The organism is Clostridium sp. UBA7791 (assembly GCF_002480755.1).
Lineage (GTDB): Bacteria > Bacillota > Clostridia > Clostridiales > Clostridiaceae > Clostridium_J > Clostridium_J sulfidigenes.
This window is the reverse complement of sequence record NZ_DLCT01000008.1, coordinates 1-17,653: the sequence shown is the minus strand read 5'-3', so window position 1 is coordinate 17,653 and position 17,653 is coordinate 1. Positions and strand designations below refer to the sequence as shown.

The window sequence follows — 17,653 nt, the reverse complement described above, 5'->3', positions numbered from 1 at the left end:
TACTTATTAACTTTTTCTCTTGATAATTAATAATCCATTAGTTAGTTTGATATTTATTGTATTATGCACAACAAACTTTTATTCTTTTACATTTACATTTTCTTTCTTTGCATTTACATTTACAGCATTTACACTTGCATTGACATCCACATCTACATGAACATTGGTTTCCACACATTGATCCAAAGTTGCAGTTTCCTAACATATTATTACTTCCACATCCACCATTGAATCCACATAACCAATATAAGAAAAGTAATGTTAATGCATTTTTAGACTTTGATGAGCCATCTAGTAATCCTTGATTTGCAAGAATAACTATTATTAAAAGAATTGTACATGCTTGTGAGTTACATCTATTATTTGAATTTCCACACATTTATTCATTCCTCCAATCTTTATTTATCGTTTTCTTATCTATAGGCTTATCTACTCTTTATTCTTTAGCATGGTTTACATACTTGTTGAGGTGTTCTTCTTATAAGAAAAATTGCTATTATAAGAATTATTTGGCATATATTACATCCGCCAAAGCCACCAAAACCACTATTTCCAAAACAACCAGTATTGCCACTACATTGATTTTGATTGCAACATGGGTCACAACATGGGTTACAACATTGGCATGGGTTGCATGAAGCAGTTTCTATAATATAATGCTTTTGTTTTTTACGATCTTTTCTTACTCCACCACAGCAGCAGCAATATTCTTTGCATTTGCAACAGCACGGCTCACAGCAACAGCATGAGCAATCACATGGATCGCAACAGCAATTATTTCCACCGCATCCACAGTTTCCGCCGAATCCACCGAATCCACAGTTTCCTCCGAATCCACCACATCCACAGTTTTCTCCGAATCCGCCGCATCCACGGTTTCCGCCGAATCCACCTCTACAGAAAATTAGTATTATTATTATCCAAATTAGTATTTTTCCACTTCCAAATCCAAAGTTTTGAGAAGGGTTTCCATCTGTACATGCTCCGCCAAACATCTGATATAGATTTGAATAGTCACTCATAGTTTTTATCCTCCTATTATATTTACATTTTTATATCATCATTTGTATAATACACTATATGATTTTGCTTAAGTTTTGACACTGATAATTATATTTTTGAAGTTTTTTTATATATTTAATCTATAGTATTTTTAGTGTGTTTTTCCTAAGCCTCTTTACTACAATATATGTTTTTCCATAAAATCGGTGATAAAAAAGTCATCTCATAATTTTCAATAAAGAAAATTATAAGATGACTTCTTATTATGTTATTACTATAAAATTATCTTGCTTAGAAGTAATATAACAGTAGAAACTCCATTAACAAATAAGTGGGTAAATACTGAATACCAAAATCCTTCCTTTTCAATTAGATAACAGTTGAAAAAACTTACTACAAATAACGAAGCAAAAGCACTAATACTAAAGTGAATAGATGCAAATAATATACTAACAATAGATGCAGATATTATAAATCCAAACTCACCCTTAAGTCTACTTCTTAAAAACTTACCATAAAATAAGTACCTAAAAACGAATTCTTCAACCACTGGTGCAAAAATAACTGTAAACGGAATAGTTATTATAAAAGAAACTAAATCATAATTACTTAGCATAGTTATAACTTGTTGTCGTTCAATAGGTATTTTAAACAATAATAGTAATAAAAGCCAAAACAAACCACACATTATTATAAATCCATAAACTAATAACACATATATCAATGCTTTACCTATTTTAAAATCACCTAAAGAAAACCTGTATTTTATATAATCATCATTCTTACATTTTGAACTAACCCAATTAACTAAAATAAAAATTATTAAAACAAAAGGTAATATATTATTATAAAGTTCCGGTAATAAGAAATACAATGATATATATCCTATACTCACCATAGTTTTAATTAACTTAGAATTTCTTTTTATTACCACTATTCTTAGATAAAATATTAGTGGTAAAATATAAAGCATAAATATAATAAATAAATTTCCTAATATCTTCAAATAAACACCCCTCTTTAATCACATATATACTTATATGTTTAAAAGTAAATCAATATTATTATATCATAAATAAAGGGTCATTGATTTCTCTAATCAATAACCCTTTATTTTATTCAAGTCCTAAGTCTTTAAATATTTCCTCAAGTAATTCTTCTTTTCCTTCCTTTTTTAAAGAAGAGAAGAACAATAATTTATCTTCTTTTCCAAGCTTTAAGGTTTCTTTTATTACCTTAGCACTCCTCTGTAATTCACTTTTAGTTAACTTATCTTTTTTAGTTGCTACAACTATAACTTCATAACCATAATGCTTAATCCACTCATACATCATTATATCATCACCAGTTGGTTTATGCCTACAGTCCACTAAAATAACTACTTTTTTCAATTCTGGCCTATTTATTAAATATTGTTCCATCATTTTTCCCCAAGTAGCCTTCTCGCTTTTTGACACTTTAGCATATCCATATCCAGGTAAATCCACAAAGTATAGCTTATTATTTATAGTAAAGAAATTTATAAGTCTTGTTTTGCCAGGTGTACCACTTACCTTTACTAACTTTCTTCTATTTGTTAAAGTATTAATAAGTGAAGACTTTCCTACATTAGATCTACCAACAAAGGCAATTTCACACATTCCATCTTCTGGATATTGGGTGGGCTTTACAGCCGAAGTTTTAAATTCCGCTTGTTTAATTTCCATTTTTATCTTCTCCAACTAGTGCATTCTTCAATACATCTTCAATTTTTTCTACTGGTATAAACTTTATTTTATTTTTTATAACTTTTGGTATATCCTTTAAGTCTTTTTCATTAGCTTTAGGAATAATTATAGTTTTTATTCCCATTCTGTAAGCAGCTAGACTTTTTTCTTTTAGTCCCCCTATAGGTAATACTCTACCAGTTAAAGTAACTTCTCCTGTCATAGCTACTGAATATTTTATTTTTCTGTTACTTAAAGCAGAAACCATAGCTGTAACCATAGTAACTCCAGCGGATGGACCATCCTTTGGAATAGCTCCTTCTGGTATATGAATGTGTATATCTTTATTTTTATAAAATTCTTTATCTATAACATGCATGTCACAATGAGCCCTTACATAACTGTACCCTGCCTTAGCTGATTCCTTCATTACATCTCCTAGTTGACCTGTAAGTTGAAGCTTACCATCACCATCCATTACTGCTACTTCAACGGGAAGCGTATCACCACCATATCCAGTCCATGCAAGACCTGTGACTACTCCAATTTTATCTTCTTTATCTAAATCATCATAGCTATATAATTCAGAACCTAGATACTTCTTAACAGTTAAAGAATTTATAGTTATTTTTTTCTTATTACTTTCCATTATTTCTGTTATAGATTTTCTTATTACTGAAGCTATCTTTCTTTCTAGATTTCTAACTCCTGATTCTCTTGTATATCTATCTATTATAGTTCTTAAAGCACTTTCATTAACTATAATCTGACCATCTTCCACAGAATATTCCTTCATAACTTTAGGTACTAAATATTTCTTTGCTATTTCATATTTTTCCTCTGTAGTATAGCCTGAAACCTCTATTACTTCCATTCTATCTAATAGTGGTCTAGATATAGTATCTAAAGTATTTGCTGTAGTTATAAATAATACCTTTGACAAATCAAACTCTACATCTATATAATGATCCCTAAAGGTCTTATTCTGTTCTGAATCTAGCACCTCAAGAAGAGCATCTTCTACATTTCCTTTATAATCCTTTGATACTTTATCTATTTCATCTAAAAGGCATACTGGATTTTTGTAACCAACTTCCTTTAATGCAGATACAATTCGTCCTGGAATTGCTCCTACATACGTTTTTCTGTGGCCTCGAATTTCAGCCTCATCTTTTACTCCACCTAAACTCATTCTTACAAATTTTCGTCCTAGTGAATTAGCCACTGATTTTGCAATAGATGTTTTACCAACCCCTGGAGGTCCAACTAAGCATACTATAGGTGACTTTAATGATTTACTCATTTTTCTAACTGCTAAATATTCTATAATTCTTTCTTTTACGTCTTCTAGTCCGTAATGTTCCTCATCTAAAACTTTTCTAGCATTAGTTAAGTCTAAATTATCTTTTGTTAGCTTATTCCATGGCATACCTAAAATAGTGTCTAAATAAGTTTTTATAACTGATCCCTCTTGGGATGAAGGCCCAATATTTTTAAGTCTATTAATTTCAAATTCTATCTTAGTTTTAACATCTTTAGGTAATTTAATTTGCCCTAATTTTTTTTCATAATTAGCTATTTCTCTTCCAAACTCATCTTCTTCTCCTAGCTCTTCTTGAATTACCTTAAGTTGTTCTCTAAGATAATACTCCTTTTGAGATGCACTTACTCTAGCTTTAACCTTATTACTTATAAACTTCTCTACTTTTACAACTTCAATCTCTTTTTTAAGAATAACTAATAATTTTTCCATTCTTTCTTTTATTGAAATAATTTCTAATAACTCCTGCTTTACATCAGCCTTTACCGGTAGAAATGCACTTATTACATCGCAGTATACACTATTATCTTCTTCTGCTTCTAATTCCACTATTAAATCTTTAAATTCTTCACCTGCTAATTCTAAGTAATTAATAAACATATCATTTAGTGAGTTTTTATATCCTTCAGATTCTGTTTTATCTTCTATATCCAACTCTTCAACAGCTTCAACCTCTGCACTTATACAATCATCTTCATCTAAATATTTTACAAGCTTAGCCCTATATTCTCCCTCTACTAATACTCGCAAGTGATTCCCCGGCAACTTCATAAATTGCTTTATTGTACATACACATCCAACATTATATATATCTTTTTCAGTTGGATTTTCAGTAGTTGCTTCTCTTTGACTTATTATAAATATCTTCTGATCTTCATCCATGGCTCTATTAATTGCTTCTATAGATTTCTTTCTACCTATATCAAAGTTTAAAGCCATATGTGGAAAGATACTTAATCCCCTAAGGGGAATTAATGGAAGTTTCATTATTTGATTCTCCATAACATCTCCTCATTTCTATCTAATCTATTATTTAATCTTACTTAATTTCATATTATAAAATCTTATCTAGTTTACTCAAACTAATAATTCAACCTAAAGTATTTATACAGGAATCTTTCAGGGCAGAGCAGTATTTTCTTTTTTATTGTAAAGTATAACATTTAAAAGAAAATCCTACTTTAATAAAACATCTAAATGATATGTGTTTATTGTATTAATTATAATTAGACTAGTATATTATACCTATAAAAATATAATTTTTCAATTAAATAATCCCTATAAAAGTTTTATCCATTGAACTTCTATAGGGATTAGCTTTAAGCATCTAATTGTGGTAACATATTCAATTCAAACCCTTGATCTTTTTTTTCTACGCTTATATGAAGAATTTGTTCTTTTATTATTGCTTCATCTATTACTTCCTTTATAGTATTTACCGGTATTACTTTTATATCTTTATAATCTTTATATACCTCTTGCCAATTTTCTTTTGGAATTAAAACCTTTTTTGCACCAGCTTTTATAGCACCAGTAATCTTAGCTGTAACACCACCAACTGGCTTTACTTCACCATGAATAGATATTTCTCCTGTCATAGCTATATTATTATCTACACTCCTACCTGTTATTGCACTATAAATTGCAGTAGTCATACTTATTCCAGCAGAAGGACCATCTACAGGTATTCCCCCAGGAAAATTAACATGTATATCGTATTTTTTTGTATCTATGTTGTACATTCTCTCCAACACTGTAATTACATTATCAATAGAATTTCTTGCTGTGCTTTTTCGTTTTAATTTTCTACCCTTATCTCCTAATTCCTCTTCCTCAACAATACCTGTTATTTTTACTATTCCTTCTCTATCTCTTGCCTTTGTTGCTGTCGCCTCTATTTCCATTACAGATCCAACATTTGAACCATATACCGCAAGGCCATTTACATAACCAACCTTTGGTTTCGCACATATCTTTTTATTAGGCTTTGGTGAGTATTGTCCGTTCTCAATAACCCATTGTATTTCATTTATACTAACAGTATTTCTATTTTCATTAATTACAATTCCACAAGCTAATTGAACCAAATTTACAGCATCACGGCCATTATTAGCAAATATCCCAACCAGTTTTGCTGCTTCTTCGTCTATTGATATTCCAATTTTTTCTGCTGCATTCTTTGCAATTATTTCTATTTCATCTCCATCTAGAGCTCTAAAAAATATTTCTACACATCTAGACCTAATAGCTGGAACAATTTCTTCTGGACTTCTAGTTGTTGCACCTATTAATCTAAAGTCAGCAGGCAATCCTTCTTCAAATATCTCTTTAATATAAGATGGCATATTAGGATCTTCACTATTATAATATGCACTATCTAAAAATACTTTTCTATCTTCTAAAACTTTCAATAACTTATTCATTTCTATAGGATGTAATTCACCTATCTCATCAATAAATAGGACTCCTCCATGTGCTTTTGTAACTGCTCCAGGTTTTGGTTGTGGTACTCCTATAACACCTAATGGACCCGCCCCCTGATATATTGGATCATGAACTGATCCTATTAATGGATCCGCTATTCCTCTTTCATCAAATCTTATAGTTGTAGCATCAATTTCTACAAAAGAAGAAGCTGCCTTAAATGGTGAAGCTGGAATTAGTTTTGCCTCTTCTAATACAAGTCTTGCTGCTGCTGTTTTTCCTATTCCTGGAGGTCCATATATTATAACATGTTGAGGATTTGGACCACATATGGCTGCTTTTAAAGCCTTAATACCCTTTTCTTGACCAATTATATTTTCAAAATTTCTAGGTCTACTCTTTTCTGTTAAAGGCTCAGTCAAACATATACTTTTTAACTTTCTCAGCTTTTCAATTTCTTTAGTGTTCTCTTTATTAATTGTAATCTTAGATGATTTTTGTCCCTTTAATGCATTAAAGAAGTAAATTCCCATTACTATTGTAACTAATAGTTGTATTAGCATAATCAAAATCGCTACTGGTTCCATATCAATATTAGCCTACTTTATAAGCAAACTAATCTTCCCTCCCTTTACTAATTATTTAAGTCACAATAGTATTATTCACAATATATTGGATTAATATTCTATAACAAGAAAAAACTGCTGAATTTCAGCAGTTTTTATATTATGCAAGTTCAGGTGTTCTCTTTACACCCTTTTTACTATCTATTTTTAAAGGTTCTCTCTTTCCATTGTCTGCAATGATATATTCAGGAATCTTTGTATTTAAAGTTTCTTCATGAATTATAACTTTTTCTATTTCTTCACGTGAAGGAATCTCATACATTATTTCCTGCATTATATCTTCTATTATTGCTCTTAATCCCCTTGCTCCTGTGCTTCTCTTTATTGCTTCTTTAGCTATAGCTATAAGAGCATTTTCATCGAATTCAAGTCTAACATCATCAATTTCTAATAACTTTTGATACTGCTTCACTAATGCATTTTTAGGTTCACTTAATATTTTTACAAGAGCATCTTCATCTAAATTATCTAAAGTTACTATTACAGGAATTCTTCCTACAAACTCTGGAATTAATCCAAACTTCAGTAAATCACCAGGCATTATTTGCTTAAATAATTCTCCTAAGTCTTGTTTTTCCTTAGAAACCACTTCTGCACCAAATCCCATGGCTGATTTTTGAGTTCTCTTTGTTATAATTTTTTCTAACCCATCAAAAGCTCCACCACAAATAAATAATATATTAGATGTATTTATTTGGATAAACTCTTGATGTGGATGTTTTCTTCCTCCTTGTGGTGGTACTGAAGATACAGTTCCCTCAAGAATTTTAAGTAAAGCTTGCTGAACCCCTTCACCAGAAACATCTCTAGTTATAGATGGATTTTCGGACTTACGTGCAATCTTATCAATTTCGTCGATATATATAATGCCTCTTTCAGCTCTTTCTATATCATAATCAGAGTTTTGAATTAATTTTAATAATATATTTTCTACGTCCTCACCTACATATCCAGCTTCTGTAAGTGTTGTAGCATCTGCTATTGCAAAAGGTACATTTAACATTTTTGCTAGTGTTTGAGCTAATAAAGTTTTACCTGAACCAGTTGGTCCTAAAAGAAGTATATTACTTTTTTGTAGTTCTATATCATTATCCATAACATTAGAATTTATTCTTTTATAATGATTATACACTGCTACAGACAAAGCCTTTTTAGCATCATCTTGCCCTACCACATATTGATCTAAATACTTTCTAATTTCTTTAGGTTTAGGTAATGTGCCCATGTCAATTTGGACATCCTCTTCTCTTTCGTCTACTATGATTTCAGAACAAAGCTCGATGCATTCATCACAAATATATACACCTGGACCTGCAATAAGTCTTCTTACTTGCTCTTCACTTTTTCCACAAAAAGAACATTTAAATTTTTTCTTTTCTTCATTTCTTGGCATGTTGACACCCCTTTAAAGCTATTTCTTTTTAACAATTACTTCATCTACTAATCCATATTCCTTAGCTTCATCCGCGGACATAAAATAATCTCTTTCAACATCTTGTTTTATTTTATCTAAAGGCTTGCCTGTTCTTTCACTTAATATTTCATTAAGAGTTTCTTTTATCTTTAATATTCTTTTAGCATGAATATCAATGTCAGTTGCTTGACCTTTAAATCCACCTAACGGCTGATGTATCATTATCTCACTGTTAGGAAGCGCATATCTTTTTCCCTTTTGTCCTGCTGCAAGTAGAAAAGCTCCCATAGATGCAGCCATTCCTACACAAATTGTAGAAACCTCTGGCTTTATATAGTTCATCGTATCATAAATTGCCATTCCAGAAGTTATTGAACCACCAGGGCTATTTATATATAGATATATATCCTTATCTGGATCCTCTGACTCTAAAAATAAAAGTTGTGCTACAATTAAACTAGCAGTAACATCATTTACTTCATCAGATAAAAAAATAATTCTTTCTTTTAATAATCTAGAATATATATCATAAGATCGCTCGCCCTTACCAGTTTGCTCTACAACCATTGGTATATAACTCATAATTACAACCTCCTTACTATTGTAAATATATTAGAATATTTACTATTATATCCTCATTAAAATTATTTTAACCTATTTTATTTAAAATAATTGCCAGTATATACTGGCAATTATTAATTAACTTAAATAGTTTTGCTATTTTCCATTATCATGTTCTTAATTTTTTCATTTACTATTTGAGTTCCAAGGTATTCTCTTTGAACTTGAACTAATCTATCAACAGTTTCTTCCATTTTCTCAGCTTCACCATACTTACTAGCAATCTCTGTAGCTTTTTCTCTTATCTCATCTTCTGATGCTTCAATTTTCTCAGCTTTAGCAATTTCACCTAATACTAATTCATTTTTAACATTTTTAGTTGCTATATCTTTCATTTGTTCTCTAAAGTCAGCTTCTGAAGTATTTGTAAACTTGAAGTAACTTTCTATATCTAAACCTTGATACTTTAATCTATTTTCTAAATCTTGTAGCATTCCATCTAATTCTCTATTTACCATAGCATCTGGAATTTCCACATTAGCATTAGCTACTACAGTTTCTATAACAGCCATTTCATATTCATTTATTGCTTTCAACTCGTTAGCTTTTACTAATTCTTCTCTTATATTGTTTCTAAGTTCCTCTAAAGTTTCAAATTCTGAAACCTCACTAGCAAATTCATCAGTTATTTCTGGTAATTCTTTTTTCTTAACTGATTTAACTGTTACCTCAAATTTAGCTGGTTTTCCATTTAAATCTTCTTTTCCATATTGTTCTGGGAAATTAACCTTTACGTCTTTAGACTCTCCAGCTGTTAATCCAACTAATTGATCTTCAAAGTTATCAATAAAGCTACCTGAACCAATTTCTAATTCGTAATCTTTAGCTTCTCCGCCTTCAAAAGCAACTTCATCTACATAACCTTTGAAGTCTATAACAGCTATATCACCTTTTTCAACAGCTCCCTCTTTAACTTCTACTCTTGTATTTTGAGCTTGTAATTCTTTTAATTTATTTTCTACATCCTCATCTGTAACTTCTACTACTTCTTTCTTTGCTTCTATTCCTTTATAAGCACCTAATTCAACTTCTGGTACTACTGGTACTGATGCAGTATATATAAATTCCTTACCTTCACCAATTTGAACAATATCAATTGATGGATAATCTACTGGATTTATATTATTTTCTGCTAATACTTCTGGATAAGTAGTTTCATATATGTAGTTTATAGCATCCTCATATAATGCACCTTCACCATAGTATTGTTTAATTATATTCATTGGAGCCTTACCTTTTCTAAATCCAGGCACATTGAATTTTTTCGCATTTTTTGCATAAGATTTTTTAACAGCTTCTGCAAATTTATCTGCTCCTATTGTTACTTCAAATTTAACAACGTTTTTTTCTAGCTTCTCCATTTTAACGTTCATTATTTCTTCCTCCTAATATTCCCAACTCTGTATTTCTTAAAATTATAACATAAATTTAGTAAAGTAAATAGTACATTTAATTATTTAACTGTTAGTCAGATACATCATCATTCTCTAAATTTATGATAATAAATTAAATATTACCTAATAAATTATACAATAATACTATTATTATGTACAATACTTTTTCCCATGATATATTTATTCAACTATTTTACCATCTTTATCCACAACTATTTCCTTATTGTCTAAAGATATAGTAAGACCCTTATCTGTTATTTGTCCCACTTCAAAAGTTTTTCCTTTTACATTATAAAATCCTCTATGGGTATTACTCTCCATATTATATATCCACAAATACTTATCATCACTGTTATTTATCCAAGGCAAGCTACTAGAATATGCAATATGTGTATTGTCAATAAATTGTGCACTTTCAACCCATTTATAAGAAGGATTATATTTTAATACGTTTTCCTTGTTAAATACTTCATTAGTAGTTGATACGTACTGTTCATTGGTAATATTTGTTAGTTTCTCGTTACTATTTAAAATATACATATCTTGAGCTTCTTTGTCTAAAATTAAAATCATTTCTTGTGATGGGGCTATACTACATTTAACTTGTGAATCTGAATCAATTGTGTTGATTTTCTTAACTTGATCTTTTTCTTCATAATTAATAGTAACTTTTTTTCCTGATTTAAGAACTACATCTGAATAGGTTTTAGTAGACTTTTCCTCTACAACACTTTCCTCTTCAAAATTTTCTTCAGTTTTATTCTTATTTTCTTCTGATTTATAGTTATTTTCCTCTGTACTTTCTTTAATAAAAAAATTTTTTATAGCCACTATTCCTTCTCTATTAGTAAAAACTAATCCAGTTATCCCAATAACCATTATTATAATTAAAAATATAATCATATATTTTATACGCCTCAGCTTTAACTGTCTGCGATAATCCTTACTAAACATACTTGGCTTTTTCCTCACAGCTTTTACCTCCATAGTTAACTTTATTATTTCACTATACATTTTGATTAATAATTATATTCTCATAACTTATTATAACTCAACTTATTATAAATTAACATTTTTTTATACCAAATCAATTTAAATTTACAATTAATTTATTTAATTATATTAACCAACTTTATTTTTTGTTTTATGTTTCCATTTATTATTGCTTTATTACTTTAATATATGAAATTGCATTTTACAACAAATTAACTTCTCTCTGTTTCAAAATTTCATTTAAACTGTTATATTCATCTTCAAATTAACCTTTAATGAAAATTGTTAAATGTCTTCTTGCAATTATTTTTTTTACTAAATTTCGCAAATTTAATCCTTTACTTGTTCGAATTTTCTGAATTTTTAATCTTTTATCCCTATTAAAAAAACTGTTGTTTTTCATCTGTTATAGTTGTACAATTATAACAGATGGAGATAAAATTAAATTATTATTTAATAATTTTAGTACATAAAACAAATGTTTTATACTTTAATTTTATTAAAAATTATTTTTTAGGAGGATTATATATGTTTACTCAATGGAATGGCTTTAAGGGCAAAACTTGGAAAAAGGAAGTTAATGTAAGAGACTTCATTCAAACTAACTATACTCCATATGAAGGTGATGCATCATTTTTAACAGATGCTACAGAAGCTACAAACAAATTGTGGAATGAAGTAAGCGAATTATTTAAAAAAGAAATAGAAAACGGTGGCGTTTTAGATGTTGATACTAAAACCATATCTAAGATAGATGCATATAACCCAGGGTATATAGATAAGAATCTTGAAAAAATTGTTGGTGTTCAAACTGACGCTCCACTTAAAAGAGCTGTTATGCCTCAAGGTGGAATAAGAATGGCTGAAACCGCAGCTAAATCTTATGGATACGAAATTGACCCTTTGATTTCTGAAATATTCTCAAAACATCGTAAAACTCATAATCAAGGAGTTTTTGATGCTTATACAGATGAAATGAAATTAGCTAGAAAGTATGGTATAGTAACAGGTTTACCAGATGCTTATGGAAGAGGTAGAATCATAGGTGACTATAGAAGAGTTGCTTTATATGGTATAGATAGATTAATAGAAGATAAAATTCAACAAAAGAAAAGTTTAGAAGTTAGCACTATAGATGCTGATGTTATTCAATTAAGAGAAGAATTATCTGATCAGATAGTGGCTCTTAACGAGTTAAAAACAATGGCAGCTAGTTATGGATTTGATATATCAGTTCCTGCTAAAAATGCTCAAGAAGCTATTCAATGGTTATATTTTGGGTATCTTGGTGCAATAAAACAACAAAATGGTGCTGCTATGTCTCTTGGTAGAACTTCTACTTTCATTGATATATATATTCAAAGAGATATCGATAATGGCATTCTTACTGAAGAAGATGCTCAAGAAATGGTAGATCACTTTGTAATGAAGTTAAGATTAGTAAAGTTTTTAAGAACTTCTGATTATAACAACCTATTCTCCGGAGATCCAACTTGGGTTACTGAAGTAATAGGTGGTATGGGATTAGATGGAAGAACATTAGTAACTAAAAACTCTTTCAGAATGCTTAATACATTATATACATTAGGAGCATCACCTGAGCCAAACTTAACTGTACTATGGTCAACAAGATTACCTCAAGGATTTAAAGATTTCTGTTCAAAAGTATCTATTGATACAAGCTCTGTTCAGTATGAAAATGACGATTTAATGACAACTTATTGGGGTGATGACTACGCTATAGCTTGTTGTGTATCAGCTATGAAAGTTGGTAAACAAATGCAATTCTTTGGAGCTAGAGTAAACTTAGCTAAGACTTTATTATACACTATAAATGGTGGTGTAGATGAAAAATCTGGAGTACAAGTTGCTCCTAAGATGGAAAAAATCACTTCTGAATACTTAAGCTATGATGAAGTTATAGAAAAATTCGATGTTATGGTAGAATGGTTAGCTAAACTTTATGTTAACACATTGAATGTTATTCACTATATGCATGATAAATACTCTTATGAATCTTTACAAATGGCTTTACATGATAGAGATGTATTTAGAACAATGGCATGTGGTATAGCTGGACTTTCAGTATGTGCAGACTCTTTATCTGCAATTAAATATGCTAAAGTTAAGCCTATTAGAAATGAACAAGGAATAGCAGTAGACTTCGAAATCCAAGGTGACTTCCCTAAATACGGAAATGATGATGATAGAGTTGATGATATCGCAGTATACTTAGTTGAAACTATGATGAATAAGGTTAAAAAGAACAAAACATACAGAAATGCATATCACACTCAATCAGTGCTTACTATAACTTCAAACGTAGTTTATGGTAAAAAAACTGGTTCAACACCTTGCGGACGAAAAGCTGGTGAGCCATTTGCTCCTGGTGCTAATCCTATGCACGGAAGAGATAGTAGCGGTTCTTTAGCATCTCTAAACTCTGTAGCTAAATTACCATATGAATATTCTCAAGATGGTATTTCTAATACTTTCTCAATTATTCCAGATGCTTTAGGAAAATGCTCTGAAAACAGAATATCAAACTTAAGTAACTTATTAGATGGATACTTCGGACAAAATGCTCATCACTTAAATGTAAATGTATTTAATAGAGAAACTTTATTAGATGCTATGGATCATCCAGAAAAATATCCTCAGTTGACTGTAAGAGTTTCTGGATATGCTGTTAACTTTATTAAACTAACAAGAGAACAACAATTAGATGTTGTTAACAGAACTTTCCACGCATCAATGTAATCTGAATAAAAAGAATTGATTATAACAACATAGTAGAGATGTCTTAGTTAGATATCTCTACTATATTTAGTATTTTTAAAGAAACTTAAATTAATTTTATAGAGAAATTATAGAATTTATTTTTTGTATAAAGTTAATTATGTTATTTAGTTTAAATTGCAAGGAGGCTTTATAATGAAAACTGGTAGAATTCACTCAATAGAAAGCATGGGCCTAGTTGATGGTCCTGGTATAAGAACTGTAGTATTTTTTCAAGGATGCAAATTAAGGTGTGCTTATTGCCACAATCCAGATACTTGGAACTTAAAAGATGGTAAGGAAGTTACTTCTGAAGAAATTATAAATAAAATCATAAGATTTAAACCATATTTTCAACCTTCTGGAGGTGGTATAACATTCTCTGGTGGAGACCCTCTTGTTCAACCTGAATTTTTATTAGAATTATTAAAAAAATGCAAAGAATTAGGTATTCATACAGCTATTGATACCGCTGGCTATGGACATGGTGACTATGATGAAATATTAAAGTATACTGATCTAGTTTTATTAGATGTAAAACATATTAATAGTGATGGATATGTAACTCTTACTGGTAGGGATACACGTGATGTTAACTTATTCTTGTCAGCTCTTAGAAAATCTAAAGCTCGTGTATGGGTTAGGCATGTGGTAGTTCCTGGTTATACAGATACTTTAGAGCATATGGATAAAATAGCCAGTATAATAAATGAAGAAATTCCTAATGTAGATAAAATAGAATTATTACCTTATCACCTTTTAGGTGTAAATAAGTATGAGAGTTTAAGTATAGACTATAGGCTAGATGGTGTAAATCAAATGGATAAAGAAACTTGTAGTCAACTTCAAGATTATTTAATATCTAAAGTTCAACAGATTAAAAGGAGTAAAATTTCTTAACCTGTTAATGCTTTTACATTTTTTTCCACATAATCCCCAAGTTTATCCACAGGTTAGTAATAACTTATAATTTAAATCATATACTTATAAGTTATACAATTCTATTTACTAACCATCTCTTTTATGAGATAATTACTAATACATTATAATATGTATAATATTCAAAAAATATATTTATATAAATTTTATTCAAGGGGGAAATAGTATGAGAAATAATGCTATAGAATTTGAAAAATATATAGAAGAACATAGACTTCCATTAAACAAAGGACTCAATGTAGATGAATTTACCATCTTTTCATTTCCTGAAAAGATCACTATAAACGGAGTTACTAAACCAGTTCTGGGAGGTGGCCAAGATAGAAGAGCTGTTATATCATTAAGAGATGATGATACATTAGCTGACATCTTCTGCTTTAATATAGCCTCTATATCTAAAGCTCAAGATAAATATAAGTTATATGCTTTATTCAATGAATTAAACTCTACATATAAATATGTATCCTTTTATGAGGATAATGAAATTATAAGTGCAAAAGTATCCCTACCATTTAATGATAACTTTGATGCAGATTTAGTTTTCCAAATGCTTTCTATAATATTTAGAGCTGTAGATGAAGAATACCCTAAAATTCTTTCTACCTTGCACAACTAAATAATCTAGAAAACTAACATGCTAGTTTTAATTTTCTAGCATGTATTTTTTTAATCATTTATGTTATGGTATATAATGACATTAGCTTAATTATAGTTAAATAAATCTCAAAGTCTTCATTATTCTAAATTTTAAATTAGAGGAGGAAAAAATGAATAAAAATAAAAATTTTACTAAAATAATACAAATTCTTTTAATAATAAATTTAATTCTATTGGCTATAGGACTCTTCAGTAAAATGAATTTTGTACTATCTCCTATAACTACAATTCTTAATGCTATGTTTATACCTATAGTTTTAGCAATTTTTCTTTACTATCTAGTGAGACCCGTGAAAAGGTTTCTTCAAAACAGGAAATTATCAAGTGGAATAGCTACAGCCCTTTCAATACTATTGATAATTGTATTAATTGTATATATGCTTATATATTCTTCATCGATAATAGCTACTCAAGGTGAAAGTTTAACCATAGCTATTATTGAATCCGTACAGAACTTAGCAGATAAATATAGCTACTTATTTCCACAAATTAATGAATTTTTAAATATTGGTGAATTACTTCAAAAAGCCGCTAACTATTTAGTAAATTCTTTTACAGACATAAGTAAAAACATATATGTATTTGCTAGTTCTATAGGTAATTTTGTAGCTCAGATGATTTTAATACCAATAATAATGTTTTATATACTTAAAGATGACAAAAAAATATATAATACTTTCACTTCCTTTCTTCCAAGAAAATTTAAAAGTATTATATTGAAAATACTCCATGAAATTGATACAGTATTAAAACAATACATTACTTCACAGATTATGGTTGCTTGTGTCATCGGAGTTCTTATGTTTATAGGTTATGTAATCATCGGAATGCCTAATGCTCTTGTTCTATCTCTATTTTCTCTTATAACTGCCTTTATTCCTTTCTTAGGTGTAATACTGGGAATTATTCCAGCTATCCTTATATCCTTAAGTATGGGCTTTGGTATGGTACTTAAAATAATAATTCTTACAGTTATTGTTCAGCAGTTAGAAGGCAATGTTATAACCCCTAATATCACTGGTAACCAACTGAATATGCATCCACTGACAACTATTTTAGTAGTTACCATAAGTGTATACTTTGGAGGTTTCTTCGCAGCCTTCCTTGCAGTTCCTATATATAACATTGTTAAAATTCTTGTTAAGAATTTATATTGTTATTTGATAAATAAACATAATACGGAAATTACAGTTGAAAAATAACTTTCAATATTAAAATAAGCACTATTGATTTAACTCATTAGTGCTTATTTTTTACTTTTTTACTCTATCATTTCCTCTAATATTGTTGTTCCTGAGTAAATTTCATCATTAATCATAAATTAATAATAAAATAAAAAAATACCAACGATTTCATCTACTGAAATCGTCGATATCACTACATTCATGGTACACCCAACAGGATTTGAACCTGCCACCGATGGATTCGAAGTCCAGCGCTCTATCCAGCTGAGCTATGGGTGCAAAAATAAAATATGAATTCCTTATAAAACACCTTCTCAAAAAATAAAAAATGGAGCGGGTGAAGGGAATCGAACCCTCGTAACTAGCTTGGAAGGCTAGCACTCTACCATTGAGTTACACCCGCACATATTTAATTTAAAGTGGTCGGGGTGACAGGGATTGAACCTGCGACCTCATGGTCCCAAACCACGCGCGCTCCCATCTGCGCCACACCCCGATATATGGTGCGTCTTAAGGGATTCGAACCCCTGGCCCACGCCTTAGAAGGGCGTTGCTCTATCCAGCTGAGCTAAAGACGCATATTTTGGAGCGGGT

Annotated in this window: 14 protein-coding genes and 4 tRNA genes; 4 read left to right on the top strand and 14 right to left on the bottom strand. The window is 29.9% G+C overall.

The features are described 5' to 3' along the window. Positions 1-61 precede the first annotated feature (61 nt). From B3Z56_RS13315 to B3Z56_RS13270, 10 genes are all read right to left on the bottom strand, one after another. Positions 62-379 (bottom strand): hypothetical protein, encoded by a 318-nt coding sequence (locus B3Z56_RS13315; RefSeq protein WP_346849244.1) that lies wholly within the window; start codon positions 377-379, stop codon positions 62-64. A 64-nt stretch (positions 380-443) separates the two neighbouring features. Then, the gene (locus tag B3Z56_RS13310) at positions 444-1,022 is read right to left on the bottom strand and encodes a hypothetical protein (protein ID WP_346849245.1); all 579 of its coding nucleotides are present in this window, start codon (positions 1,020-1,022) and stop codon (positions 444-446) included. A 254-nt stretch (positions 1,023-1,276) separates the two neighbouring features. Next, positions 1,277-2,008, bottom strand: coding sequence for a CPBP family intramembrane glutamic endopeptidase (locus tag B3Z56_RS13305; protein ID WP_346877823.1), 732 nt, complete (start codon positions 2,006-2,008; stop codon positions 1,277-1,279). A gap of 109 nt (positions 2,009-2,117) precedes the next feature. Continuing rightward, positions 2,118-2,708, bottom strand: a complete 591-nt coding sequence (gene yihA / locus B3Z56_RS13300) for a ribosome biogenesis GTP-binding protein YihA/YsxC (RefSeq protein ID WP_150844424.1) — start codon at positions 2,706-2,708, stop codon at positions 2,118-2,120. Next, positions 2,698-5,031, bottom strand: coding sequence for an endopeptidase La (lon, locus tag B3Z56_RS13295; RefSeq protein WP_346878979.1), 2,334 nt, complete (start codon positions 5,029-5,031; stop codon positions 2,698-2,700). Before lon ends, yihA begins: the two co-directional genes overlap by 11 nt. A 317-nt stretch (positions 5,032-5,348) precedes the next feature. Next, entirely contained in the window at positions 5,349-7,040 is a 1,692-nt protein-coding gene (gene lonB, locus B3Z56_RS13290) for an ATP-dependent protease LonB (RefSeq protein ID WP_346877824.1), read from the bottom strand. 139 nt (positions 7,041-7,179) lie between these two features. After that, on the bottom strand, positions 7,180-8,472 hold the full coding sequence (gene clpX / locus B3Z56_RS13285; protein WP_346869358.1) for an ATP-dependent Clp protease ATP-binding subunit ClpX: 1,293 nt from the start codon (positions 8,470-8,472) through the stop codon (positions 7,180-7,182). An 18-nt stretch (positions 8,473-8,490) separates the two neighbouring features. Then, entirely contained in the window at positions 8,491-9,075 is a 585-nt protein-coding gene (gene clpP / locus B3Z56_RS13280; RefSeq protein ID WP_035135664.1) for an ATP-dependent Clp endopeptidase proteolytic subunit ClpP, read from the bottom strand. 122 nt (positions 9,076-9,197) lie between these two features. Continuing rightward, positions 9,198-10,487: a trigger factor gene (gene tig / locus B3Z56_RS13275; RefSeq protein WP_346877825.1), complete on the bottom strand. Its 1,290-nt coding sequence runs from the start codon at positions 10,485-10,487 to the stop codon at positions 9,198-9,200. A 201-nt stretch (positions 10,488-10,688) separates the two neighbouring features. Further along, positions 10,689-11,480 carry a hypothetical protein gene (locus B3Z56_RS13270; RefSeq protein WP_346878978.1) on the bottom strand — a complete coding sequence of 264 codons (792 nt, stop codon included), beginning with the start codon at positions 11,478-11,480 and terminating at the stop codon, positions 10,689-10,691. 549 nt (positions 11,481-12,029) lie between these two features. Between B3Z56_RS13270 and pflB the strand changes: the two genes are divergently transcribed. From pflB to B3Z56_RS13250, 4 genes are all read left to right on the top strand, one after another. Then, positions 12,030-14,261 (top strand): formate C-acetyltransferase, encoded by a 2,232-nt coding sequence (gene pflB, locus B3Z56_RS13265; RefSeq protein ID WP_346877827.1) that lies wholly within the window; start codon positions 12,030-12,032, stop codon positions 14,259-14,261. A 174-nt stretch (positions 14,262-14,435) separates the two neighbouring features. Next, on the top strand, positions 14,436-15,179 hold the full coding sequence (pflA, locus tag B3Z56_RS13260) for a pyruvate formate-lyase-activating protein (RefSeq protein WP_346849253.1): 744 nt from the start codon (positions 14,436-14,438) through the stop codon (positions 15,177-15,179). A 205-nt stretch (positions 15,180-15,384) separates the two neighbouring features. Beyond that, positions 15,385-15,834 carry a YbjN domain-containing protein gene (locus tag B3Z56_RS13255; protein WP_035135659.1) on the top strand — a complete coding sequence of 150 codons (450 nt, stop codon included), beginning with the start codon at positions 15,385-15,387 and terminating at the stop codon, positions 15,832-15,834. 151 nt (positions 15,835-15,985) lie between these two features. Continuing rightward, complete coding sequence (locus B3Z56_RS13250; protein WP_346849254.1) at positions 15,986-17,077, top strand: AI-2E family transporter; 1,092 nt, start codon at positions 15,986-15,988, stop codon at positions 17,075-17,077. 184 nt (positions 17,078-17,261) lie between these two features. On the opposite strand, the gene B3Z56_RS13245 is transcribed toward B3Z56_RS13250, so the two are convergent. The 4 genes from B3Z56_RS13245 to B3Z56_RS13230 all read right to left on the bottom strand — a co-directional run bounded on the left by B3Z56_RS13245 (position 17,262) and on the right by B3Z56_RS13230 (position 17,637). Then, positions 17,262-17,338 (bottom strand) — tRNA-Arg (locus tag B3Z56_RS13245). A 50-nt stretch (positions 17,339-17,388) separates the two neighbouring features. Further along, positions 17,389-17,462 (bottom strand) — tRNA-Gly (locus tag B3Z56_RS13240). A gap of 17 nt (positions 17,463-17,479) precedes the next feature. Continuing rightward, positions 17,480-17,555: transfer RNA gene (locus B3Z56_RS13235), tRNA-Pro, on the bottom strand. A gap of 5 nt (positions 17,556-17,560) precedes the next feature. Continuing rightward, positions 17,561-17,637: transfer RNA gene (locus B3Z56_RS13230), tRNA-Arg, on the bottom strand. Positions 17,638-17,653: the final 16 nt, after the last annotated feature.